The organism is Deminuibacter soli (assembly GCF_003412455.1).
Lineage (GTDB): Bacteria > Bacteroidota > Bacteroidia > Chitinophagales > Chitinophagaceae > Deminuibacter > Deminuibacter soli.
The window spans coordinates 1-25406 of record NZ_QTJU01000019.1 but is presented as its reverse complement, the minus strand read 5'-3'; the positions used below and the strand labels follow the sequence as shown (position 1 = coordinate 25406).

Annotated in this window: 21 protein-coding genes; 17 read left to right on the top strand and 4 right to left on the bottom strand. The window is 48.0% G+C overall.

Annotated elements, in window-relative coordinates:
- Window positions 1-5: 5 nt before the first annotated feature.
- The gene (locus DXN05_RS24280) at window positions 6-449 is read right to left on the bottom strand and encodes a GPW/gp25 family protein (protein WP_116849914.1); all 444 of its coding nucleotides are present in this window, start codon (window positions 447-449) and stop codon (window positions 6-8) included.
- Window positions 450-1039: 590 nt separating this feature from the next.
- Here DXN05_RS24280 and DXN05_RS24275 point away from each other — a divergent pair.
- The 14 genes from DXN05_RS24275 (at window position 1040) to trhA (ending at window position 15709) form a co-directional block, all read left to right on the top strand.
- Window positions 1040-1558: a type VI secretion system TssO gene (locus tag DXN05_RS24275; protein ID WP_116849913.1), complete on the top strand. Its 519-nt coding sequence runs from the start codon at window positions 1040-1042 to the stop codon at window positions 1556-1558.
- 9 nt (window positions 1559-1567) lie between these two features.
- Window positions 1568-2059: a type VI secretion system transmembrane protein TssO gene (locus DXN05_RS24270; protein WP_158559429.1), complete on the top strand. Its 492-nt coding sequence runs from the start codon at window positions 1568-1570 to the stop codon at window positions 2057-2059.
- 200 nt (window positions 2060-2259) lie between these two features.
- Complete coding sequence (locus DXN05_RS24265) at window positions 2260-3186, top strand: PKD domain-containing protein (RefSeq protein ID WP_116849912.1); 927 nt, start codon at window positions 2260-2262, stop codon at window positions 3184-3186.
- A 35-nt stretch (window positions 3187-3221) separates the two neighbouring features.
- On the top strand, window positions 3222-5684 hold the full coding sequence (gene tssR, locus DXN05_RS24260) for a type VI secretion system protein TssR domain-containing protein (protein ID WP_116849911.1): 2463 nt from the start codon (window positions 3222-3224) through the stop codon (window positions 5682-5684).
- Between the two features lie 227 nt (window positions 5685-5911).
- Entirely contained in the window at window positions 5912-8365 is a 2454-nt protein-coding gene (locus DXN05_RS24255; protein WP_116849910.1) for an ATP-dependent Clp protease ATP-binding subunit, read from the top strand.
- Between the two features lie 345 nt (window positions 8366-8710).
- Window positions 8711-9157, top strand: coding sequence for a hypothetical protein (locus DXN05_RS24250; protein ID WP_116849909.1), 447 nt, complete (start codon window positions 8711-8713; stop codon window positions 9155-9157).
- 113 nt (window positions 9158-9270) lie between these two features.
- Window positions 9271-10656 (top strand): DUF5458 family protein, encoded by a 1386-nt coding sequence (locus tag DXN05_RS24245; protein ID WP_116849908.1) that lies wholly within the window; start codon window positions 9271-9273, stop codon window positions 10654-10656.
- Between the two features lie 209 nt (window positions 10657-10865).
- A complete protein-coding gene (locus tag DXN05_RS24240) occupies window positions 10866-11435 on the top strand; it encodes an NAD(P)H-dependent oxidoreductase (RefSeq protein WP_116849907.1) in 570 nt (189 codons plus the stop codon).
- Window positions 11436-11744: 309 nt separating this feature from the next.
- Window positions 11745-12146, top strand: coding sequence for a type VI secretion system tube protein TssD (tssD, locus tag DXN05_RS24235; protein WP_116849906.1), 402 nt, complete (start codon window positions 11745-11747; stop codon window positions 12144-12146).
- Between the two features lie 113 nt (window positions 12147-12259).
- A complete protein-coding gene (locus DXN05_RS24230) occupies window positions 12260-12736 on the top strand; it encodes a hypothetical protein (RefSeq protein ID WP_116849905.1) in 477 nt (158 codons plus the stop codon).
- 34 nt (window positions 12737-12770) lie between these two features.
- Entirely contained in the window at window positions 12771-13166 is a 396-nt protein-coding gene (gene tssD / locus DXN05_RS24225; protein WP_116849904.1) for a type VI secretion system tube protein TssD, read from the top strand.
- 80 nt (window positions 13167-13246) lie between these two features.
- Entirely contained in the window at window positions 13247-14152 is a 906-nt protein-coding gene (locus DXN05_RS24220; RefSeq protein WP_116849903.1) for a hypothetical protein, read from the top strand.
- A complete protein-coding gene (locus DXN05_RS24215) occupies window positions 14149-14727 on the top strand; it encodes a hypothetical protein (protein ID WP_116849902.1) in 579 nt (192 codons plus the stop codon). Before DXN05_RS24220 ends, DXN05_RS24215 begins: the two co-directional genes overlap by 4 nt.
- Before the next feature lie 340 nt (window positions 14728-15067).
- On the top strand, window positions 15068-15709 hold the full coding sequence (gene trhA, locus DXN05_RS24210; RefSeq protein ID WP_116849901.1) for a PAQR family membrane homeostasis protein TrhA: 642 nt from the start codon (window positions 15068-15070) through the stop codon (window positions 15707-15709).
- A 515-nt stretch (window positions 15710-16224) separates the two neighbouring features.
- Here trhA and DXN05_RS24205 read toward each other — a convergent pair.
- The 3 genes from DXN05_RS24205 to DXN05_RS24195 all read right to left on the bottom strand — a co-directional run bounded on the left by DXN05_RS24205 (window position 16225) and on the right by DXN05_RS24195 (window position 19091).
- Window positions 16225-16995, bottom strand: a complete 771-nt coding sequence (locus tag DXN05_RS24205; protein WP_116849900.1) for a hypothetical protein — start codon at window positions 16993-16995, stop codon at window positions 16225-16227.
- 243 nt (window positions 16996-17238) lie between these two features.
- Window positions 17239-17892: an HAD family hydrolase gene (locus DXN05_RS24200; RefSeq protein WP_116849899.1), complete on the bottom strand. Its 654-nt coding sequence runs from the start codon at window positions 17890-17892 to the stop codon at window positions 17239-17241.
- A 215-nt stretch (window positions 17893-18107) separates the two neighbouring features.
- Window positions 18108-19091 carry a LysR family transcriptional regulator gene (locus DXN05_RS24195; protein WP_116849898.1) on the bottom strand — a complete coding sequence of 328 codons (984 nt, stop codon included), beginning with the start codon at window positions 19089-19091 and terminating at the stop codon, window positions 18108-18110.
- 184 nt (window positions 19092-19275) lie between these two features.
- Here DXN05_RS24195 and DXN05_RS24190 point away from each other — a divergent pair, with 184 nt between their 5' ends.
- The 3 genes from DXN05_RS24190 to DXN05_RS24180 are packed head-to-tail and all read left to right on the top strand — an operon-like array spanning window position 19276 to window position 25210.
- On the top strand, window positions 19276-20685 hold the full coding sequence (locus DXN05_RS24190; RefSeq protein ID WP_116849897.1) for a TolC family protein: 1410 nt from the start codon (window positions 19276-19278) through the stop codon (window positions 20683-20685).
- A gap of 34 nt (window positions 20686-20719) precedes the next feature.
- A complete protein-coding gene (locus DXN05_RS24185; RefSeq protein WP_116849896.1) occupies window positions 20720-24004 on the top strand; it encodes an efflux RND transporter permease subunit in 3285 nt (1094 codons plus the stop codon).
- Between the two features lie 57 nt (window positions 24005-24061).
- The gene (locus DXN05_RS24180) at window positions 24062-25210 is read left to right on the top strand and encodes an efflux RND transporter periplasmic adaptor subunit (protein ID WP_116849920.1); all 1149 of its coding nucleotides are present in this window, start codon (window positions 24062-24064) and stop codon (window positions 25208-25210) included.
- The last annotated feature ends 196 nt before the right edge of the window (window positions 25211-25406 follow it).

Sequence of the window (25406 nt, the reverse complement as noted above, 5' to 3'; positions counted from 1 at the left end):
GGTTATTATTCGGATGAGAGCGGGCTTAAAAACAGCGAGGTATTAAAAAAGTAGCGTTCGCCTGTATCGGTAAGGCGGGCATTCACGGTAACAGACACCCGTTTTTTGATCTCCATCATTTTGCTGAAAGGAAACAGCTTCTCCACATCGGTTACCTGTACGGTTACGTCAGTTTCATACAACCTGGGTTCATGTGCAGTGATGGCATTGAGCAGGCTCTGGCGCATTTGTTCTTCCCACAGGGTGGCGCTTACAATTAATTCAAAATCAAGTTCCCATACTTTGCAGCCATAGCTGGTATTAAAACGGTGTTCACCAAAGCGGGTGAAAATAATTAACTCAATGTGCTGGGAAATAGAAACGCCTGCATTACAGGTATCAAGGTTGGCATTGTCGAATATGCGCTTAAAACGAAACGGCTTTTTGTAAAAATCCGGTGGTGAAGGCATAGGTGTTCAGGTTATTGCAATAAAGGTAATCAATGAATGATCTTTTTCGCAAAATCTGTTCCTAAAACGGTGTTCAATTGTTCAATGGTTCAATAGTTCAATTGTTTAATGGTTTAAAGTTTCTCTGGAACCAACCTGCCGTAGAGGATACCCGGCAGGGACACCGGGGTGGGTAAATCTGCTCAGGTCATTCACTAGTGCCTGTTCACTATTCACCTCAATGTCGTTAGTTAAGTCACTTTGCGCCTCGGCTTTTCCCTGTAAGGTACCCCGGACAAAAAAATGAACATTGAAACAATTGAACTATTTGAACCCCTCCGATTCAACTTTAAACTTCAAACATTAAACGTTAAACCATCATACAACAATAATGAGCTTAACTAAACGACATTGACCCGCCACTCACTTTTGTGATTTTTCACCTGATTTATAGAACGGAATCCCTAGTTTTGCAGGAACACCCCGGCCAACGGTAAAATGAATCGCTAACCAGCCGGATATTGGAACAATAGTTGTAGAAAGTAAACTTGTTTCAAAAATGAGAAAAACACATTACGTAACCTTTGGAAATAAATCCTTAGTAAAACACCATGAAACCCGTTAACACCAGGGAGCTGAATACTGCCTACCGCAGGTTCATCCTTTACTTTCTGAGTTTTATTCTCTTCGCACTGTTATGTGTGTTCTGCTTTTTCGCTACCTCAAAACATGAACTGAAACTGCTTACTGCCCGCGCGCAGCAATACGATAAATTATTATATACCCGTGAAGATGTGACCGTGCAGTTTGACCAGATTCTGCAGCGCATGCAGGTGCTGTCGCAGTACGTAAAGGTAAACGCCACCGAAATGGATAACCAGGCGGTGCTGCTGCATGCCATTGAAGGCACCAACCAGCATGTGAAGGGTGAGCTGGAAGACCTGGGCATGGCTGCCGAGCCTGCGAGCTTTGGCATTTACCGTAACCTTACCGATCACATTAACCTGTTATCGGGTATGAAAGATTCGCTGTCGCAAACGCATTTCCAGATAGAAAGCCTGCGCAGCCAGCTGGATGACTGTTCACATACCAACCAGGCTGCCGCCCGTAACCTGAGCGGCGGATTTTAAATAATTGTTATGCAGAAGCTGAGTTTGAAAGAAAAAAGGGAACAATTTGTTTTTTTGCTGCTGCTGGCCATTGTAAGCATCGGTTTGCTGAGCTTTATTGTTTTTGGAAGCGGTTATAACAGTGGCGGTGACGTAAAGCAGAAACTGGCTAAAAAGATAAAGGAAGAAGCCCAGTTTGAAACCGTGGCAGAAGAAACAAAACCCACCATCGATTCTACCTTTAAAAAGATAATCCAATACGATCCTTCGGTGCAGGCCCTGTTTCTTGAATCGGATATCCAGAACGCCATTGCCGCTATTAAGGCTGCTTACCAGCGCAGGGCGTACGATAACCGGTACAAGTGTTTTTTACAACAGGCCCGCTTTTTTGAAATGATGTTCAGCGACAGGAAGGAATTACGTGGGAATTATAAAGACATAGAGAATTACAATAAATCGCTCGAGGACTGCAAGGTGTACCGCACCGGTTTGCAGCAGGCGATTATGCAGCGGCACCGCTAGTGCTGCTGCGATTTGCAGACGCCTTGAATAGTCATATTACCGCGAACTGCTTTTCAATCCGTCTTTAATTAACGCACAACTGCGGTGCCTTATGGCTGCCGTAGTAAAATAGCTGTTTGCCGGCAGGCATGCACGTGTGTATTAATGCGCGTATACTGCCGTATGCAGCTGCCAGTATTGTTTAATCTATTTTATGTGCTATGAGTGAAGTGTACACTTCAAACAAACCTGTAAAAACAGGCAGCAGAAACATGCTGTACCTGTATATATTGCTGGGCGTGCTGGTACTGGCCCTGGTGTTTGTACTATTGCGCAGCCTGTTTAAAACACGTACCGTAGAAGCACACCTGCTTCGCCAGGAAATTTACCTGAACGAGCCGCTGGTGTATACCGATAATACCAACGGCGCTGAAAAATGGGTATGGGAATTTGGCAACGGCGACCGGTCACTGAAGCAGAACGGCTCTTACCATTTCAGGCGTTCAGGTTCGTATATTGTACGGCTCACCATTGATGATAACCTGCGCCAGCAATTCCCGGTTATTGTAAAAGATACGGTAGCGGTAACCACGGTAAGCAATATTGCCATCAACGGTGTATCGCGCGCTACGGTGAACGAACAGGTGCGCCTGGATGCTGAAGGCGATGCCAATATCTTTGATTGGTCGTTCGGCGAAACCAACCGCGTAGATGCGCATGGCCGCACGGCGTTTTACACGTATCATACAGCCGGCAGTTATACGGTTACGCTGAAGGCCGATAAAAGCAGCGAGCCGGTTTTTCATACCATTATCGTTGCTCCCCCTTTTGATGGTGGCGTTATTGTTGACCCCGGTGCAGGCGCCGCACAAATGTCTAACGATTTCAGAGATCACCTGCAGGCCATTGCCAACGGGAAAGATTTTAATACGCATTACGGTCACCTGGTGCGCAATTACCTGTGCCAGGAAGACCAGACCACCGTGCAGGCTACGGATGAGACAGGCAGTAAAAAGACCAGCTTTTACAGCTATTGCATGGGACTTACATTTGGGCGGAATATAGTGATAGATGATGTGGGGCTAACGGTTTTGCCCAATAAAAAATGCGTGAGCGCGGTAACCGTTCAGCAGCATAAAAAGATTTAGCAACATCCCTTTTACCATAAACAAATGAACAACCTATGAAGCAACTGATGAGTGTACTGTTTGTTCTGGCAACATTCAGCAGCATGGCGCAGTTACCCAAAAAACGGGTATTGGGCACACCCACCAACTACATCAACCCCAGCTTCGCCACCATTGCGCTTGAACCCAGCGGCAACGATAAAACAATGCCGTGGATTGTGTTCTCCGACAGGGAAGACAATGTGACGTATACCAGTCCGGGCGGTTCACTGGCGTTTAAAAAAATTGCCTTTATGCAGCCCTTTGTAGTGGGTGAAGAAGACAAAGGCTATCTCAAACTGTACAAATACGACCCTGCCATGCTTACGGGCCGCAAAATGCGCGACCGCAAACGGGCCGTGAGTTTTGGCTGGATAGGCAAGGACAAACTGCTGATGTGGCAAAAATCGCTGGAAGATGAACAAACACATTTCCCGATGAAGGCACTTGCCGTAGCCAGCGGTAAAGCACCTTTAACCCAGCCGAAATACTTTTACAGCTACGATTCGGTGATACTGTATAATTCCCCCGAACTAAAAGACCAGCTGAACGAAAAACTGCACCTGCACGATTTTGTGTATGTATTTAAAATATCCGGCGATGGCCGCAAAGCCCTGGTAGGGCATGTAAGCCAGCTTACCACCGATAGTGCGCGCAATGCCATTGCAGGCTGGGTATCAACAGAAGTGATACATGCCTGGGGCAGCCGTTTGTACATTGGCCTGCCGCGTGATAATGACTATGCGCGCGATTCTCTTGCTGCTGCGGTAGTAAACGCACAACTCGAATCAACCAAAAGCAGCGTGCATCCTGCCTTCCAGATAGATCCGCTGCTGGCGCCCGGTAACCCGGTATTCCGCTCCCTACCGGTGATGGACAGGAAGCAGAATGAAAAAGGCGGTACCACCTTCCGTTCTTCTGTTGCGGAAGATGTATTCAATAAATCGCTCAACAGCGTGATCAATATCAAGGGTGCGCGGCTGGATTTTAAAACCTACCTGCAGCTGCGCCGTTTCAGCAACCAGGTGAACGTGGTGTTCGTGGTAGATGGTGGTAGCGGTATGAAGAACTACATGCCCGGTTTAACCAATACCATCCAGAACTTCGAAAGCGTTTTCCTCCAGAAGAAATTTGCCGGTTACCGTTACCAGTATGGCGCCGTGGTGTATAAAAGCAGCGATGGCTGTGGCTCAGTAAAACCCATAGCCGCTTTTCCATTGTCGCAAACGTACAGCAAGGTGGTTGATTTCTTAAACCAGCAGGCTGCGTTTACACAGCAATGTTCAGGCAATATTTACAACCAGCCGGTATTGCAGGGTTTGCAGGAAGCAGCCAATATGCTGAAAACGCACCCCATGGAAACCAACCTGATTGTATTAACCGGCAGCACCGGCAATAATGGTTTGCCGTACAGCGTAACAGAAAGCACGGTAATAGATGCCATGGTAAAAGCCGATGCACGTTTGCTTACGCTGCAGGTGTACAACAAGTTTGATCCTGCATTCAACAACTTCGTGATTGAAACAAGGCAATTGCTCGAACGCACTGCACAGCAACAGGCTGCGTTGAAGAAAATGCGCATGGTAAAAGGGGAAGGCCTTGCTGCTACACAAACGTTCAATACCTCGTTTACCGATTCGGTAACCTATTACCTTAACTACCCGGATGGCAGCCTGATACCAGGCGGTATTGTATTCCCCGGCCGTGGTGCAGTGAAAACCAACAAGGAAATGATCAGTGCGCTGAACCGTTTTGTAACAGAGGTGGATACTGATAACAAAGACATCATCCAGTCGCTCGACAGTGCTTTCCGCGAAACCGGCCGCCTGCGCGAGCGCGTAACACCGGATGTGGAAGGCTCCATTACGCAAAGTAGTCCGCCTGTGCCCGACCACCTGGGCGAAGCCCTGCCGCACAATGCCTTTAAATATTATTTTGAACTGTACTTCCGCAATAACCCGGCAGCAGCCAAACAATCGCCGCTGCAATACGCCATTATACTAAGCCAGGATGAAATGATACAGGTGAGTGATGTACTGTCGCGCATGTCGGGCGATAACCTGCAGCAGGATGCATCAGGTTTCCGCAAACAACTGTACCGCAGTTATGTAACCACAGGCGTAAACTGGTGGAACAACCGCTACAGCAAACGCGAAATACGCAGCATGAAAATAGGCGATTACTTTGAGCAGATTACCGGTATGCCGCTGCAGGATTCACTGATGAACAGCTATACGGTAAGCGACATCAAAAGCGATGGCGACTTATCGCGCGAGAACTTCGAGCTCATCATCCTGCACCTGCGCAAATGCAACCAGGTACTGAAACGCCAGCTGCAGCTGAACGAATATTTCACTTCGAACGGAAGACCCTACTACTACGTACTGCAACAAGACTGGCGCGCCGATGACCCCCGCAAACAAAAGAAAAAAGACCAGGGATCGATGGCTGGCAGCAGCAATACAGTGAATAGTGAATAGTCAATAGTGAATGACCTGAGCGAAGGGAGGGTTTAAAGTTTAATGGTTTAAGGTTTAAAGTTGAACGGACGGTTTTGCTACGATACTCGGCGTTCTTTGAGGGTTTTTACTCAGTGTCCTTAGCGGTAAAAAATCAGGGCCTTCCAATCAACCATACAACCATTGAACCATCAAACCATTGAACGCATGGTTCTCTGATTTTCAAATTTTCAAATTCCCAAATTAATATGTTGCTTAACCTGAATGAATCTGTACAACATGCCGTGCATGTGGCCAAGTCACTGGCGAAGGAACGGCACCACGGCAATTTTGACAGCGCACACCTGCTGTGCGGATTGCTGCATAAAGAAACCGGTTTCAGGCCCTTCCTGCAATCTATCGGGAAAGATGTAAACTACCTGTACGATTGGGCGGAAGTACGTATGGATGAAATTGAACCCACAGCCGTGAATGGCAATGATATAAAAGGCAGCTTATCTGTACATCACGTGTTTGAAGAAGCAGACAATATACGTGTGAAGCTGGGGCTTGACCTGGTGATGCCGGTATGCGTACTGGCCGCATTAAGCAAGCCCAATATCGGCTTCCCGGCAGAGCAGCTGAAATCGTACCCCATCAAAGAAAAAGAACTGCTGGATTTATACCTGGACGAATCAGACGCCCGCTCGGCCATTGCCACACCTGTTGCAGAACAAAACGGCAATGCCCCTGCAGGCACGGCTGCGCTGGCGCGTTATACCATTGACAGAACTGCACTGGTGAAAGCGAACCAAACCGATCCTATCATTGGGCGCGATAAGGAAATACGCATGGTGATGGAAATACTCTGCCGCCGCTCCAAACCCAATGTCATTATCACCGGTGATGCAGGAGTGGGTAAAACAGCGCTGGTAGATGGCCTGGCGCAGCAGATTGTAAATGGTGAAGTGCCTGCCAACCTGCAGGGCGCCCTGCTGCTGGAACTGGATACCGGCAGTTTGATTGCAGGCGCTTCGTACAAAGGCGAAGTGGAAGACCGCCTGAAGAACATCATCAAAGAAATAAAGGCAGCCGGTAAAATCATTTTGTTTATTGATGAAATACATGCCCTGCTCGATGCCAAAGGAGCTATCGGCAGCGGGGCAGGCAACCTGCTGAAACCCGAACTGGCGCGCGGTGAAATTACCGTGATCGGCGCCACCACGCAGGAAGAGTACCGCAAAATTATTGAACCCGAACAGGCTTTCAGCCGCAGGTTTGAAGTGGTGCAGGTAAAAGAACCCGACATGCCCACAGCCGTGCGCATGCTGGAAGTGCAGCGCGAAAAATACGAACAGCATCACCAGCTCACTGTTGAGCACCCGGCACTGGAAGAAGCGGTACGCCTGGCCAAACGCTACCTGAAAGACCGCCGCTTACCTGATGCGGCCTTTGACCTGCTTGACCGTACCATGGCTGCCATTAAAATGATGCAGGATACCTCTGCCGCTGAATTGCAGCAATTGCAAACGCAATGGCATACGCTGCAACAGCAAAGCAGCCTGCAACGGGCAGACCTGGAATGGCTGCTGAACGGCATACAAAACAAACTAAGCCCCGTACTGCTTGGCCGCTTGGATATGCCCATACCCGGCGACAACGAGGAAGACGCGGTATTGCAGCAATACATACAACAGGCCCTGGAACGCCTGCGGCAACTGGCAGCCGAAAAAACAGAAACAGTCACTGCCCAGGACGTGGCAGCCGTTATCGCTTTTAAAACAGGCATTCCCATCGGTAAAATACAGACGCAGGAGAAAGAGAAACTGCTGAACATGGAGGCGCACCTCAAACAGCGCGTTGTGGGGCAGGATCATGCCCTGCAATCGCTGGCAGCGGCCATCCTGGAATCGCGCAGCGGACTGGGTAAAAAGGGACAGCCTATTGGTTCGTTCTTTTTACTGGGGCCAACAGGTACCGGCAAAACCGAACTGGCCAAGAGCATTGCTGCATTTTTGTTCAACGATGAGAAAGCAATGATCCGTTTCGACATGAGTGAATTTAAGGAAGAACACTCTGCCGCCCTGTTGTATGGTGCCCCGCCCGGTTATGTAGGTTATGAAGAAGGTGGACTGCTGGTAAACAAAATACGCCAGCAACCGTATACTGTGTTACTGTTCGATGAAATAGAAAAAGCACATGCCTCGGTGTTCGATACGTTTTTACAGATCATGGACGAAGGGCATATGCACGACAGGCTGGGCAAGGAAGGCGACTTCTCGAATGCGCTGATCCTGTTTACCTCTAACATTGGCAGCGAGTGGATTGCAGAGCAGTTTGGCAAGGGCCAGCTGCCGGCATCTAACCAGCTGATGGAGTTGATGACGCGTTATTTCCGCCCCGAGTTTCTGGCGCGCTTGTCGGAGATTGTGCCTTTTGCACCCATTAGTGAAGAGAACGTGGTGAAAATTTTCGACATTCAGCTGCAAAGTCTGCTCGATGCATTGGACAAACAGGGCATTGCGCTCGATATTACGCCTGAAGCAAAAAAGAAACTGGCCCTCAGCGGTTTTACACCACAGTACGGAGCGAGGCAAATCTCAGGGGTAATACGCAGCCAGCTGCGCCGTCCCATATCACGGCTGATTATTTCAGGCGAACTGACACGCGGCGCAAAGCTCACCATCAGCGATTCAGAGAGCGGGCTGGTGTGGGAGCATTAGCGTGAATCGTCAGTCGTGAGTGGGAAGCCATCGAGAATCGAGAATCGACAGTCGAGATGATCTTAGCGAGTACTTTTCGTGAGTGGGAAAGGCATCGAGAATCGACAGGCGATCGACCTTCACTTTTCCCGCGGCTGTGTCCTCACAGCCGCATCGAACGGTGGTGAATAGTCAATAGTGAATAACAAGAAGACCTGGTTGCAAGGGCGTTTGTTGTCTGGCTCGCAGCTCGCAGCTTGTAGCTCGAAGCTGGCTTAAAAATTGGGCAAAGTTTTTGTTAAATACCCTTCATTCTGATATAATTTATTAACTTAACCAAATATTCCTAACCTAAAAACACGTGCTATGTTCAATTATGAAATAGGCGGTAATGAGCGAAAGATAGATGCATCAGAAGCATTTGTTGACATTTCACCCAATAAAACCCTCTTCATCCAGCAGCTCACCGATAACGAACCTATTAAACCCGAAACAGTAGAAGGGTTGAAAACGGTAGAGGATGTGTTCAATCATTTTAAACCCAGGGTAGAAGTAGCCTTTGAAAAGGTAGACGGGTCAGAAGCCCCGGAAACACTGCATTTCAACCACCTGGGCGATTTCAGTGCCAGGAACATTACCCAGCAAAGTGACCTGCTGCGCAATCTCAGTATCGAGCATGATATGTACCTCAACATTATCCGCCAGCTTAAAAGCAATAAAACGCTGAAAGCCACGCTCGAAAATCCGGAAACCAAACAAGCCTTTGCAGATGCACTGGCCAATCTCGCAAAAGAATTAAAGGAAAACCCGTAATACGTACAGGGTAAGGCCTTGCATGCATACACAGTAGTGGCTGCACTTGCCTGTACCTAATACACATAAAAAACACCGCTGCTGCAATAGCCGGCAGCCCAAACAGTACACCCATGTCAACAAACGAAAAATTGCAGGAGCAGGTAACGGAGCAGCACCAGTCCGCCTACAAGGATGTGCCTGCCGTAGCGCACACGCTTGATCAAAGCCTGCAGAAACTGGTGAAGGTTGGCGGTTTCGATTTTCTCGAAGCCATTGTAGACGGCCTGCAAAACCTCAATCCTGACCGTAAGGCCCGCAAGAAGATCTTTTTAACCGATGAGGACAAAAAGATGGAACGCAAGGCCCTGCTGAAAAAAATTGAACTATGGCAGGAGCTGCTCAGCGAAAGCAGCAGTATAGGAGAGATTATGGATAAATGCCAGGCACGCAGTGAAGTGGTGGCAGAAAGCCTCAGCAAAAACACCGGCATCGCACTCAATGCCACACGTGCGCTGGAACAGGCTTACCGCACGGTACACCTGTTTTATAAAAATACCGAAAGCGATAAACTCACCAATGTAGTGATCATGAATGCAGGCATGCATCAGCTCACTGATCTCGATAATCCGCGCTTCATTGAATATGTGGCCGAAGAACTGAAACAGAACTTCGACCGCCTTGATCTGCGCGACAATTATTCCATTGTGGTAATACCCGGTTACCTGGGATCGAACAAGGCGCTGGAGCGCTGGGCCAAAATAGCGCATGCCAACAAAGCCATGCTGGTAACTGATTTCGCCAACCTCGATCAGCCCGATGATGTGATTGACCTGTTCAGCAGCGCCAACCTTTCGGGCGGTGATATGTACAGGAGCAATGTAATTATGACCTGTAACTGGCTGGTAGGCCGCGGCAAAGTGGCGGCAGCAGGTGAGGAGGATGATTTGTACATACCCGGCTCTGCAGCACTGGCAGGTAAAATGTATTACACACTCATGTCGCAGGTAACAGCCGGTAAAAAACACGGCGGCATGAACGAGGTAGACGGCGTGCGTTTCGATCTCAAGAAAAGCGAAATATCACAGCTCGAAAAAATAGGTCTCGTACCCATGGTAAATGAGTATGGCAAGGTAATGGCCTTCTCTGCCAAAACCCTGTTCAACGGCGATAACATTGGCCTGCAGACTTACTCGGTGGTGCGCGTGTTTGACTACATCACCAAAGTATTGTTTGATTTCCTGAACCGCCGCGCATTTGAAAACTGGAACACAAAAACGGAGCATGACCTTCGTTCGCAAATAGTAAAATTCCTCGATAGCATCCAGGGCCCTGAACGTTTGATAGAACGTTTCAAGATCATGCGTTTTGAACGCGATGAACTGCAGAAAGACAGGATACACCTGGATATCCATATCACACCGTATTTCCCCGCCAAAAGCTTCGTGGTAAAACTCGACGGCCACAAAGGTGATGATGAACACACCACCTGGGCAACCGAATACGATGTCCAAAAATAAAAAAAGCCCCGCGGGGCTTTTTTTATTTAACGGATGCCGTTGGCTGTATCCCCCACAGCCAACCATGTTCGCGATACGGCTGTGAAGACACAGCCGCGGGCAACATAATGTAAATTCGCTTCGATCTTCACTATTGCCTATTCACTATTCACCAGTAATCCCATCCCTCACCCGCATCTTCTTAATTTTCATATCTTTATTACACTGGTATGAAAAACCTATTATTACTATACGGCGACGCAGACAAAACAGGCATCAACACGGCACTGTGGGAAGCGTATAAGAAAGGTGCGCAGGAAAGTGGTGCTGCCATCAGGGAGCTGCATATCATGGATCTGAAATTCAATCCCAACAAGCAATTCAGTAACCGTGTGGCCGAGCTGGAAATTGATTTGCAGCTGGCTTTGGAACAATTGCACAAAGCCAATCATATCGTGCTGTTCTGCACTGTGAACAGCGACAGCATTGCCGCGCGCTTAAGCGGCTTCTTCGACAGGCTGTTTTTACCCAACCAGGTATTCCCCGTGGGCAGTGCTTCATTCAACAACAACTTCAGCGGCAAATCGGCCCGTATTGTTTCGGTGCTGGATGAAGCCAGCTGGGAAGAATGGGTAGAGACAAAAGTGCCAACTTATCACTCCATCAAACGGTCGGTACTGGAGCAGTGCCGCATAAAACCTGTGCACACCTGCACCATTGGGTACCTGCATACATTAAAGAACGGCTATGCACAAAAATGGCTGCGTAAAATGGAAGGCTTCGGTAAAAAAATATTGTAGTGTAAAACCATTGTGATGGCAATGTTTGCGGCATCTCCAAAGATTTAAACGTTTAATAATTTTCCTTAGCCTGTGATTTTCCACCACTTGCGAACAGGTGAAAAAAACATCGATATTTTAATGCTGTAAATGGCTTAAATATTGATTAATGTGATACTTTAGCGCATCCAATCTTCAACCTGCACACCAGCACATGTAAGCCGCATGTGTGTTATAAATCCTTTTAAAAATGAATGAATCCGTGCGTATGGCTGCTATAAGCTGAAGCAATGTTTTTTCATTTTTCGTTAACCTATAAATTTTAATTTTATGGCTTTCACAGCACAATTAAATGCGGATGGTGTTCCGCAGCAAAATGTTCTCAATGCAAGTTTTTCCCTCAACAGGGATGTTGACCACAAAGGTCGTCCTTCTTCCGGCGTTTACGGCGGTACAATTGACATCGAGGTAGAATCTACCGAGAGTACAGCAGTTGTAGAAGCCATGGTAAACAGCCAGTTTAAACCTATCTCCGGCACATTGCTCTTCAAGAAAAGCGAGGAAGACGCGAAGATGAAAGAGCTGCGTTTTGAAGACGCCTACATCGTGAAGTATTCTGAAGGCATCAACACTGTTGGTCCAAACCCCATGAGCCTCCGCTTCACCATTTCTGCACGTGTATTAAAGCTGGGCAATGCCGAGCATGTGAACGACTGGCCCCAGGGTCGTTAATACTGCCGTTTTTCCATTTTATCCAATTCCTTTTTGATGCCATTGTCGCATATAGTATTCCCGATAGCGTTCCTTTCGTGTAAGGGCCGTTGCAATAACCATGAAATATCGTTATGTTAAACAACCTCGACAATCAGCCGGCAGAAGAGCCGAAGATGCAGCTGCACATCAGGCGAACACTTGAAAACAGCGCGCACACCTATGGCAGTTTTACGCTGGATGATGCCGGTAACACGGAGCAGTCACTATCAGGGTATAGTATAGAGCCCGGTGGCTTATCAGGTCCTGTACACCTGTCCGGCAAAAGGTTACCCGCAGGGGTATATCGCCTTGCATGGGAACAGGTAGCAGGAGAGGGCAACAGGCTTGTATTGTACAACAGCCTTATCAGCAAATCCCGCCAGGTAGTGTTGGGTAATACAGGTGCGCTTCCCGAAGGAAGTACTTACCTCGTGTTGCTGCAGGCACCCGGTTATACGGCCGGTTCAGGCGCCAGCATGCACGATGCACGCGCATTACAGCATAGGCTGGAAGCCAGGCTTAAAACAGCGGGCGTTGACCAGGTTGAAGTACATATACATGACAACTGATACAAAGTTTATCATCATTTAAATTCTTTTAATTATGGCCTTTTCAAGCGTATTAAGTGTTGGCGCTAGCAAGTTTAGCGTAATACAGTGCAGTTATTCATTAAGCAGAGATGTTGATCATAAAGGCCGTCCTTCATCAGGTGTGTACGGTGGCGCTATTCATGTGGAAATAGAATCCACTGAAGATACCTCTACCATCGAAACCATGGTGAACAGCCAGTTTAAACCTTTCAGCGGAAGCATCGTTTTCAAGAAAAGTGAAGAAGATGCCAAGATGAAAGAACTGAGTTTTGAGGATGGTTATATTATCCAGTACAACGAAGGCATCAATACCGTAGGTCCTTACCCTATGACGCTGAGCTTCGTTATATCTGCCCGCAAACTCAAAATCGGTAATGCCGAACACGTGAACGACTGGCCGCACAAATAGTCGTCACGGATGAATAGTTGAGGCTGTCTGCACCTTCACCGGTGCAGATAGCCTTTTTTATGCTGACAAAATGATCCGGTATGCTTACAGAAATCGAATACATTCAACTGTTCCGCGATTGTGTGGTTGATAAGGATAAATATCCTGTTATCGACAAAGTAATTGACCAGCTGCTCCAGGGCCGGAAAGTATATACCTATATTGCGAAAAGCATCAAGTACGGCGAAAACTATGTTCGCCTCAGTCATTCACTCGTGTCTGCAGATGCCGGCCTGCAACAGGTGCTGTATCCTGCAGGTGCCAGTTTCTTTACCCGCTATTATGCCGACAATACCGATTCGCCTTTTATGCCTGCACTGGGCATGGGTATGGGCAACGTGCCGTTTCCTTCAACCGGGCCGGCCAATGTAGCCCTGCCGCAGGCAAATAACCTGTTTTCGGTAAACCCGGCAGTGGATGCAGCCATGCAGCAACTGGTGCGTGTACCGCGGTCGCTCAAAAACGGCAGCACAGGGGCCGAAATTCCCTGGTATGTAATCGGGCTGATTCATTACATCGAATGCGGCTTCAGCTTTAAAAAACACCTTTACAACGGCGATCCGCTCACCGGCAAAACCGTGCATTACCCGCCGGGCCGCCCGCTTAGCTCAGAAGTGGGCGATGCGCCATATTCTTTTGTAGAAAGTGCGATGGATTCACTTTCCTTCCTGCACTTTAACACCCAGTCTAACTGGCGCCTGCCACTGTTGCTGCACAAGCTGGAACAATACAATGGCATGGGATACCAGCGCCACACACCGCCCATTCACTCACCTTATTTGTGGAGCTACTCCAACCAGTACCAGAAAGGCAAATTTGTGGAGAAGAAGATCAAGGGCCACATGAAAGCGATATTTGAGCCAGATCTTGTTTCAAAGCAAGTGGGCCTCGCTGTAGTGCTCAAACGCATGACAGACCGTTGCATCATCACAATTCCCATGCAATGAGGTGGCTGGCAGGGATACTGCTGTTGCTTGCAGCATGCAACAGTCATCAGCCGGCTGGTAACAATGGCCGGGAACCGGGCAAGGATACTGCTGCCATGCAGCGGGATACCGGCGCTGCAATAGATACGGTTACACCTGTTGGTATTGACACCGTATTTCACCGCTTTCAGCAGGGTATCCGCAATGCCCTGCCCGCACAGGTGGCCGCAGAAGTGTATTTTCCCCTGCCGGGCAGCGAAGCCTGTGCCGGCGAAAACAACAACCTGCCGCAGCCTGTTACCTACCAAAACTTCACCGCCGCTTTCGGCTGCTTGTTTAACAACGATGCGCGCGATTTAATTAAAGCTGCCACAATCAGGGAAAACCTGCACCGCGTAGATGCCACCGATATTCGCTGGGAGGCGGATTTTGCCGCCATCAAATCCCTCATCAACACCCATTACCCCGCCTACGAACTCTATTTCGAATACGCCCACACCAACGCTGCCGGCCGCGAAAAAGGCCGTTACTATGGTTACCTGTTTGCCGTAATAGGGCATGCTTACAAGCTTTGTTATGTGTACAGGAACGCGTGAGCCGCGAGTGGTTATCGTGAACCGTCAGTCGTCAGTCGTCAGTCGTGCGTGCTCTAAGCGAACTCCCTCACACAGCCAACGGCATGCACTTAACATAAACTTTAAATAGCAAACCTTAAAATCAAGTCATTGAACAATGAAACCATTGAACCTTCAAACCCTCCAATCGATTACGATGTTTTTCCAGGCATTCACCGGCAAAACCGCAGCATTTCGTGTACAATCTGTTGCAGTGGTGAAAAAGCTATTTAAATCCGTCATCTGCACCTGCAGAACGGCACATGGTTTGGGAAAGAATAAGCAGGAACCTGCAAATTCCACCCTGTTAAATTGATATGTTATGGAAAACTCAGCAACCCAAGGTTACCTGCTTAAACAGGAAATTGTCAACAGCATTATTCATGGCATCGGCATTGTTTTCGGCATCAGCTGCCTGCCCATCCTTATTTCACTGGCCATCAAAAACAACAACATGCCCGGCATTATCGGTGCAAGTGTGTATGGCTTTTGTTTTTTGATGTTGTTTACCTTCTCTACTTTGTACCACGGTTTCCAGGAAATCAACGTAAAACGCATCCTGAAAATATTCGATCACATCAGCATTTATTTCCTCATTGCAGGCACGTACACGCCTTTCCTGTTGATTTATCACAACAACTCCTTTGGTATTACACTGTTATGGATTTTGTGGAGTTTAACTGCACTGGGACTGCTGTTTAAAATATACTGCACGGGTAAGTTTGAACTGGTTTCTACCATTATTTACCTGCTCATGGGCTGGATTATGCTCGCCGGCGGACGTACGTTTTTTGCCCATATGCCCGGCCAGGTGTTGACGTTCATTTGTGTAGGTGCCGGCTTATACACACTGGGTGTATTTTTCTACCTCTGGGATAAGTATATGTACACGCACGCGGTATGGCATGGGTTTGTGCTCGGCGGAGCGATTTGTCACTATGTAGCGGTGTTGCTGGCAATGTGAGGCGCATGAGTTGTCGGGAATCGACAGTCGGCAGTCGGGATGATCGTAGCGAGCCTTTTCGTGAGTTGTCAGCCGTGAGTGGTTTTAGCAAGTCCGATTGTCCTCGCAGCCGCATCTTGAATATGTGTTGGCTGTGGGGACACAGCCAACGGCATTCGATAATGGCAAAACTATCAGCTAATCGCCAGACCCTATAAGCCTGCAGTCGTGTGTTGTGTAAAACTTTACGCAGTTTGCGGTTCTCGCTTTCACAAAAAATCACTTCCACTCAATGTCGTTTCGTTAAGTCACTGTTACACCTCCGCCTTTTCCCTGTAAAGTGCCCCGGGCAAAAATTGAACATTGAAACAATTGAACTATTTGAACCTCCGATCCAACTTTAAACTTCAAACGTTAAACTTTAAACCTGCAAAAAAAACATGCCTGTGGGTGGACACAGGCATGAGCGATGGTAACTTTTCCCGTCTGGTGGTTCTTTTGCTGACTTGCTTTACTTCTATATGATCGATTCCCTGTTATTCAAACTGGTATACCGTTACTTCCAGGTACGAGCCGCCGCTGTTGGTGCTGCCTTTACGCATCATGCGGAAGGGAAGGGCCTGCTGGTTAAAATCGTAGGTAATGGTTTCGTATGAATTAATGGCCTCCGGCCCTGTGTAATACACGCTTTTCAGCAGGTTACGGTTTGAGCGGCCAAAGTAAGGCTCGCCGTAATTGTTGTTGCCGAAGGCATTTACTTTATCGAGATAATATTCGTAAGAAATCTGGTAAGTATACTCCGTTGTACGGCCACCCTGCTGCATAACCTGCTTGCGTTGCTCGTACACCAGGTTGTCGTATTTGTAACTGTAAATGTATTCGTTGCGGCATACGTAGGAGCCATAATCATCACGGGTGACTTTCTTTGTTAAAAAGCCGTTTTTATCGTAGGTAAACTCCTGGAAATTTTTGCTGTTTTCCGTGCCGTCTGAGATGCGGGTTACCAGACCCGATTTGTTGCGCTGGTACACCAGTTGTTTGTTGTCTACTTCCCGTACAATAGTGTCGGGTTTGTCGTAGTTGAAGGAAATATAGGAGCTGTCTTTTCCCGAACTGGTGGTAGTAGTAACAAGGCGCCGGGTGTTGTAGGTATACCATTTCTGGTTAATGGGAATCCCTTCATTCAGAAGAGTGCTTGATTTAACCATGGGAATACCGGAATAGTGCAAGGTAGAGTCCTGGGCAGAAAGCTGGCTGCATAATATGCCTGATAATGCCAGCAACGCCAGTGGCAGTTTAGGATTCATGGTTTTTTAAAGGATGAGGGTTTATAAAAACTTGGGTAGGGTAAAATTAGCCGTTAAAAAGCGAACAGGCAAATTTGTTTGAAGAGGAAATACAGCTGCGAGCTACGAGCTACTAGCTGCAAGCTTGTTTAGATTATCCGCCGTTGGCTGTGTCTTCATAGCCAACACACATTAAAGATGCGGCTGTGAGGACACAGCCGCGGGCAATGTGAAGGTCGATCGACTGTCGATTCTCGATGCCTTTCACAACTCACTTCGTCCCTCCCTGTATTTCCCTTCCCTGAATGAATAAACATAACCAAGCCTTTCATCCGCTTCCAGCTTTGCTGAATGATACCCAAAGAAAGGAATATGATTCGCCGCCGCCGCATGCGCATCATTATGCGAATCACCAATTAAACACGTGTTACCGGCATGATAGCCATATTGCTGCAGCAGTTGCTGCACATTGTCTGTTTTGCTTGCGGGTGAGCCTACTATGGAAATAAAATAACTGTCAATATCCAATGCTTTGCTTACATAATGCAGTTCATCCTGCGCCGAGGCAGATACCAGGTGAAATTGCCTGTTTCCTGCCTCTTGTTGTATAAAGTGCAGGCTGTCTGCAATAAGCAGCGATTTGTTTAACAGCAGTTCACGCATCAGCGTAGAAAAGCTGTCTGCATATTCCTGCACCGTTGCTTCGCTTACTTGCTTATGCAGAATTTCTTCAAAAAAATAACGGATTTTCACAAAGCGCGACAGGCCGCCATTGTTGCGGTGAAACACCATCAGCGCATCTACCTGTTCTTTGGGAAAAGAAGCGAATATTTGTTCAAACCCAACGTCCCTGATAGGATTGGAATCCATAATAACGCCATCAAAGTCCCAGAGTATGTTGGTGAAGTTGTTAAGCATACCGGTAATTTGGTGAATAGTAATAGGCAATAGTGAATGATCCTGCGTACACAAAGGCAAATTACTTTGCCCGCAGCCGTGTGCTCACAGCCGAATCGCGAACAAGTGCTGGCTGTGGGGACACAGCCAACGGCATATCTTTGCCATTAACATTAAACATGAAACATTAAACATGAAACATGAAACGTCAAACGTCAAACGTCAAACCATCATCCTCAAACCGCCACCGAAGGCACCTTCCCAATTGTGCTAAGCGGCGACAGCTGTGGTAACACCAGTTCACCTTTCTGGGTGTTTATTTTCATCGTCATTTCTGAGAAATGGTACTTTAAACAATCCAGGAAATTGCGGATAGAGATGTTTTGTTTGCAGGTGGCGGCATACCAGGTACGTTTGCCCAGCTCTGAGGGCAGGGGGCGCGCTACAATGTCTTTGCTTTCGAGGTAAGGCTGTACAATCCAGTCGGCCATAACGCTTACGCCGAGGTTGGAATCAACCAGTTCAATAATAGCATCAGTGTAGTGAATGCGGTGAATATGTTTGGGTTTTACCTGTTGCGTTTGCAGCAGTGTTTCTATTACACTCTGGTTGCCCGCTTGCGGATCGGCATTGCCCAGGTACAGTTCTTCATTATAAAAATCGCTGATGTGGATGAAACGTTTTTTGGCCAGCGGGTGATTGCGCGACATAATGGCGAGCAACTGGTCTTCAAAAATAGGTTCGTAACGGATATTGGGATCGTTGATCTTGTTTTTAACAATGGCCACATCCAGCTCGTTGCGCAGCAAAAACTCCAGCGGGCGGTGTGCAGCTTCTGAGGCAATCTGCACATTAATATCCGGGCATTTGCTTTTGTAGTACTTAATAATGCAGGGCAGCCAATGGTAGGCAGTGTAACATTGGGTAATGATGCGTAGGTTACCGGTAAGGCCGCCTTTGTAGTTGAGCAAATCCTCCTTCAAACCATTGATTTCTGAAAGAATTACCTGGGCGCTGCGCAGGAAACGATGTCCTTCTTCACTTAATTCCAGTCTTTTTCCGCGACGCAAGAACACGGCGGTATCCATTTCTGTTTCCAATTCTTTCAGCTGGTGGCTTAACGCCGATTGGGTAAGGTGCAATGCTTCGGCAGCCTTAGTAACTGTACCTTCCTTCACAATAGTGTCTACCAATTTGAAATGATGCAATCCTATGTTCATGATAAATGGTTGATTGTTAAAATAATTATTGGTGATTTTAACAGTTGATCTACATTTTACTTGCAAAAAATGCGTGTTCACCGATCATTAGCAAAACTAATGGTTTTTATAAAATTAATTCATTTTCCTCATAGTGTAAGGAATTCTACATTTGCAATTCGGTTTAGCAATCATTCCATCAGATATGGTAAAACAATACGCGATTCGCTTGCTCCTGCTCTCTTTAGCTGGCGGGGCAAGCATTTCTATTTCTAAAGCACAGGTATTAACACTGAAAGATGCGGTTCAGACAGCATTGTCGAATTATGCAAGTATTAAAGCTAAAAACAACTATTTAAACGCGTCGAAGTCAAACGTTACCGCAGCACAGCGCGATGCCCTGCCCGACTTCACCCTGTCGGCGCAGCAGGATTACGGTACTATCAATGGTACCACCGGTCCGCTGTACGGCTACCGTGGTTTAAGCGTAGCATCCTCTGGTCCGGCCCTCGCGCACCAGAACTGGAACTCCGCATTCGGCGCATTGTATCTCGCCAACATTAACTGGGACTTCTACGCATTTGGTAAAGCCAAGGAAAAAATAAAAGTATACCAGCAGGCCGTAGCGCGCGATGCGAGCGACCTGGAGCAGGAGAAGTTTCAGCAGGAAGTGCGTGTAGCAGGCGCATACCTTAACCTGCTGGCAGCACAGCGCATTGTGCTGTCGCAACAAAGAAACCTCGACAGGGCACAGAGCTTTCAGCTGGTAGTTACCGCGCGTGCTAAAAGCGGGTTGAATGCAGGAGTGGATTCTTCACTGGCCAATGCCGAAGTATCCAACGCAAAAATCGCTTTAACCCGTGCTATTGACCAGCAGCAGCAACAGGCAAGCGAGCTGAGCGAATTGCTGGGCACCGGCCCTGCAACCGCGTACACGCTGGATACTTTGTTTGTAACACGCATACCCACTACGGCCTACGATTCTGCGGCACAATCGCAGCTCGCCAACCACCCGGTACTGCAGTTTTACAAACGCCGTATTGACCTGAGTAACGAACAGGCCAAATACCTGCGCACCTTCAACTACCCCGTATTCTCTTTGTTTGGTGTGCTGCAGGACAGGGCATCAGGCTTTGATTACGACTACGGCGCAGCCAACCCCGGCGGTTATACCCACAACTATTTTGACGGCATCAGCCCCACAAGAGCCAACTACCTCATTGGTGTAGGCGTTACCTGGAACCTCACCAGCCCGCTGCGTGTAAAACACCAGGTAGCTTCACAGCTGTGGACCTCACGCGCTTTGCAGGATGAGTATGAGCTCATTAACCAGCGCCTGAAAACGCAGGAAAGCCTGTCGCAAACCAAAATGCGCAACGCACTGGACAACTATACCGAAGCGCCCATACAGGTAAAAGCATCGAGCGACGCCTACCTGCAGAAAAGCGTATTATATAAAAACGGATTGAGCAATATAGTAGACGTAACCCAGGCACTGTACGCATTAAACCGTGCAGAAACCGACAGGGACATCGCCTACAACAACGTATGGCAGGCCCTGTTGCTGAAAGCAGCATCAGCAGGCGACTTTAACTTATTTATCAGCCAGTTTTAGGCAATAGCATTTCATCACCTGAACATTATTTCTCATGGGATTAATTAAAAGTGCGCTCCGGAAACCGATTTCCATCCTTGTATTGGTAGCGGGTTTGTTCTTTTTCGGTATCAAAGCCGTAACTACCATTAAGGTGGACATTTTCCCGGACATCGATTTGCCGGTAATCTACATCTCTCACCCCTTTGGCGGTTACACACCTGACCAGATGGAATCTTTTTTTGGTAAAAACTATGTAAACCTGCTGCTGTATGTAAGCGGTGTAAAAAGCATTGAAACCAAAAACATCCAGGGCTTAACGCTTATTAAACTCACCTTTTACCAGGGCACCAACATGGCCCAGGCCGCAGCGGAGGTAACGGGTTATACCAACAGGGCGCAGGCGATATTCCCGCCGGGATCGCAACCGCCGTTCATTCTCCGTTTCGACGCCTCTACACTTCCTGTAGGGCAGCTGGTACTGAGCAGTGAAAAACGCTCGAACAACGAGTTGCAGGATCTGGCGCTGGTATACGTTCGCGCAGGTTTCAGTTCAATTCCGGGTCTCGTTGCACCTGCACCATTTGGTGGTAACGCACGTACCATTGTTATTAAAGCTGATCCCGAACTGCTGCGCCAGCACAACATGACGCCCGACCAGCTGGTAGCTGCATTGCGTGTAAACAACCAAAGCACACCCGCAGGTAACGTTAGGGTAGGTAACCTCAACTATTTTACACCTGCCAACACCACCATTAAAAACGTGGAAGACTTTGGTAACATACCACTGTTTACCGGCGGCGTGCAGAACTTATACCTGAAAGATGTTGCCACTGTAGAAGATGGCGCAGATATCACCAACGGTTATGTATTGGTAAACGGCCGCCGTTCCGTATACATGCCTATTACCAAATCAGCTACTGCCAGTACCTGGGAAGTAGTGCAGAACCTGAAAAAGAACATCCCCAAATTCCAGGCACTGTTACCGGAAGACGTAAAACTGAGTTACCAGTTCGACCAATCCGTATACGTCATCAACTCCGTAAAAAGCCTGCTGAGCGAAGGTGCCATTGGTGCCATACTCACCGGCTTAATGGTACTGCTGTTTTTGGGTGACCCGCGTGGTGCGTTGATTGTAATATTAACCATCCCCACCTGTATTATCTCTGGCGTACTGTTCCTTTCTTTATTCGGGCAAACCATCAATATCATGACGCTGAGCGGCCTGGCCCTTGCCATTGGTATATTGGTGGATGAGAGTACGGTAACCATCGAAAATATTCACCAGCATATGGATATGGGCAAGCCCAAGGCGCTCGCCATATGGGATGCGTGTAAGGAGATCGCGTTCTCCAAACTGCTCATCCTGTTCTGTATACTGGCCGTGTTTGCGCCTGCCTTTACCATGAAAGGTATTCCCGGATCATTGTTCCTGCCGCTGGCCCTGGCCATCGCATTCTCCATGATCACTTCTTACCTCATGGCCCAAACGCTGGTACCTGTACTGGCCAACTGGTTAATGAAGCACAAGCACAAAAAAACGGAGCATGCCAATGGCAACGCACACCTTACACAGGATGAGCGCGATTTCCTGGCTTCAGGCATTCCGCCCGAAACAGAAAAAGATACCTGGAACCAGCATGAACGCCTGCTCACAGAGAAACCGAAACTTACCCGTTTTGAAAAATTCCGTAACCGCTTCATGCGTTTTATGGAACGTTGTTTCCCCAAACGCGCCCCGATTGTTATTGTATATGTAATTGGCGGCCTGGCACTGGCAGGCTGGTTCCTCAGCATCATTGGCCGCGACGTATTGCCGAAAAGCAATGCAGGCCAGTTCCAGGTGCGTATACGCGATGTAGACGGTACCAGGATGGAACAGACAGAACGCAACGTGCTGAAAACACTGGATGTAATCAACGGACTGGTAGGCAAGGAGAATGTAGAAATTACCTCGGCCATGGTTGGTCTGCACGGTTCTTCTTATTCAACCAACCCCATTTACCTGTTTATGGCCGGCCCGCAGGAAGGTGTATTACAGGTGGCGTTGAAAGAAGATTACAAGGTGAACATGGACGACCTGAAAGACCGTTTCCGTGCGAAGATGAAAGAAGTGATGCCCAACGTGAAGCTGAGCTTTGAGCCAATTGAGTTAACAGACAAAATATTGAGCCAGGGATCGCCCACGCCTATTGAAGTGCGTTTACTGGGTAAAAACAAAAAGCAGAACGAAGAATACGCGAATAAAGTAATCGAAAAATTACAGCAGATACCTTACCTGCGCGATGTGCAGCTGGGCCAGGCTACCAAGTATCCGGCCATTAAAATTGACATCGACCGCGTAAAAGCAGCGCAGCTGGGCACCAACATGAACGATATTTCGCGTTCACTGATTGCCGCAACTTCCTCTTCGCGTTTAACAGAAAAGAACGTGTGGGTTGATACACGCGTTGGCCTCAGTTACAACGTACAGGTAGAAGTTCCTGAAAACCAGATGACCAGCCCGAGCGATATTGGTGAAATTCCCGTAGCGCCCAACCAGGGCCGCCCGCTGCTGAATGATGTGGCTACCATTAAAACCGATACCGTATATGGTGAAAACGATAACGTAGGTGCATTGCCTGTATTAAGCGTTACAGCCAACATATCTGGTATGGACCTCGGTACTGCCACCAAAGATGTAGATAAAGCCATCGCATCAATCGGCAAACTGCCACGTGGTTTAACCGTTGAAACCAAAGGCCTGAGCCCGGTATTAACCGAAACGCTCGACAGCCTGCAAAGCGGTTTGATTGTGGCCATCGTGGTAATCTTCCTGATGCTGGCAGCTAACTTCCAGAGCTTCAAGGTATCGCTGGTAGTACTTTGTACGGTACCCGCGGTACTGGTAGGTTCGCTGGGCCTGCTGCTGCTCACCAACTCAACCCTTAACCTGCAATCGTACATGGGTATGATTATGTCGGTAGGTGTATCAATTTCCAACTCAGTGCTGCTGGTAACCAATGCCGAACACTTGCGTTTGCAGTACGGCGATTCGGTACGCGCAGCCAAAGAAGCAGCCAGCGTGCGTTTGCGCCCCATTTTAATGACCAGCGTGGCCATGGTGGTAGGTATGATTCCGATGGCAAGCGGTCTGGGTGAAGGCGGCGACCAGAGTGCGCCTTTAGGACGTGCAGTAATTGGTGGCCTTGTTGCCAGTACCTTTGCAGCATTGTTTATTCTGCCGCTGGTATTTGCCTGGGTACAGAAAAAAACAAGCACACAGTCGGTATCACTGGATCCTGAAGACAAAGACAGTATTCACTATATCGCTGCGGTAGACCAGGTTAACCATGCATAAAACATTGAGGCAAGTATTAACGTAACAACACATCCGATGACTAACAAATTCAGCAATATGAACCGTTATAAAAATATTACCAGGAACAGTGCGCTTTTATTAACCGGCATGCTGGCTGCCGGCACACTGCTTAGCAGCTGCCACTCAAGCGAAAGCAAGGCAGCAGAAGAAAAGAAAGAAAACGCCGCGCCTGCTGCTGCGGTAACAACCGAGGTGTTTAACCTGCAGAAAGGCCGCCTGTCGAGCGAACTGCATGTACCCGGTGAACTGATCGCTTTTCAGCAGGTTGACCTGTATGCGAAAGAAAACAGCTTTGTAAAAAAACTGTATGCCGATGTGGGCAGTGAAGTAAAACAAGGTCAGCTGCTGATTGAAATGGAAGCCCCTGAAATCAGCTCCCGCCTGGCCGGTGCAGAATCGCGCCTGAAATCGCAGGAAGCCATTTACACAGCCAGCAAGGCCAATTACGACCGCCTGCTGGAAACCAGCAAAACACCCGGCACCATTTCGCCCAACGACCTTGACCAGGCCGCAGCCCGCAAAAACTCTGACCTGGCGCAGCTGGAAGCAGCCAAAAGCGCTTACCGCGAAGTAGCCGAAACCAAAGCATACCTCGAAATACGTGCGCCCTTTAGCGGTGTAATTACCGCACGTAACGTAAACGTAGGTGCCTATGTTGGTCCTTCAGGTAAAGGTTCAGAGTTTCCGCTGTTTACCTTGCAGGAACAAAAGAAACTGCGTTTGGTGGTATCAGTGCCAGATGCCTACACAGCTTACCTCACCAACCAGAGCAGCGTAAAATTCACCGTTAAGGCAATGCCCAACGAAGTATTCAACGCACAGATAAAACGCCTGGCCGGTGCTTTGGATAACAAACTGCGCGCAGAACGCGTGGAGATGGACGTGTACAACGACAACAATAAATTACTGCCCGGCATGGTAACAGAAGTAAGTGTTCCGCTGCCTGCACGGGACAGCAGCTTTGTTGTACCAAAAACAGCAGTGATTAACTCAACAGAGAAAGTATTTGTTATCCGTTTAACGCAGGATAATAAGGCAGAATACGTACCGGTAAAAGTTGGCAGAACGGCAGAAGGAAAGGTAGAAATATTCGGCACACTTAACCCAGGCGATCATTTGGTAAAAGCAGCATCGGAAGAAATGAGGGAAGGCGCAGCACTACAGAACGTAAAAGTAACGGAATAAGCAGCCACAAACATTACAGCAGGGCACATAGGAGAGATTATTACAAACCAGTATCGTTGCCTGCCTTAGGAAGAGGCTGTCTCAAAAGATGAAGTGCCCCCTTAAAGTTAGACGCTTTTAGGGGGCACTTCAAGAAAGAGGCAGCCTCATTTTGTTTTTATAGTTATACACCTGATCTGGATATTTTTTCGTTGCA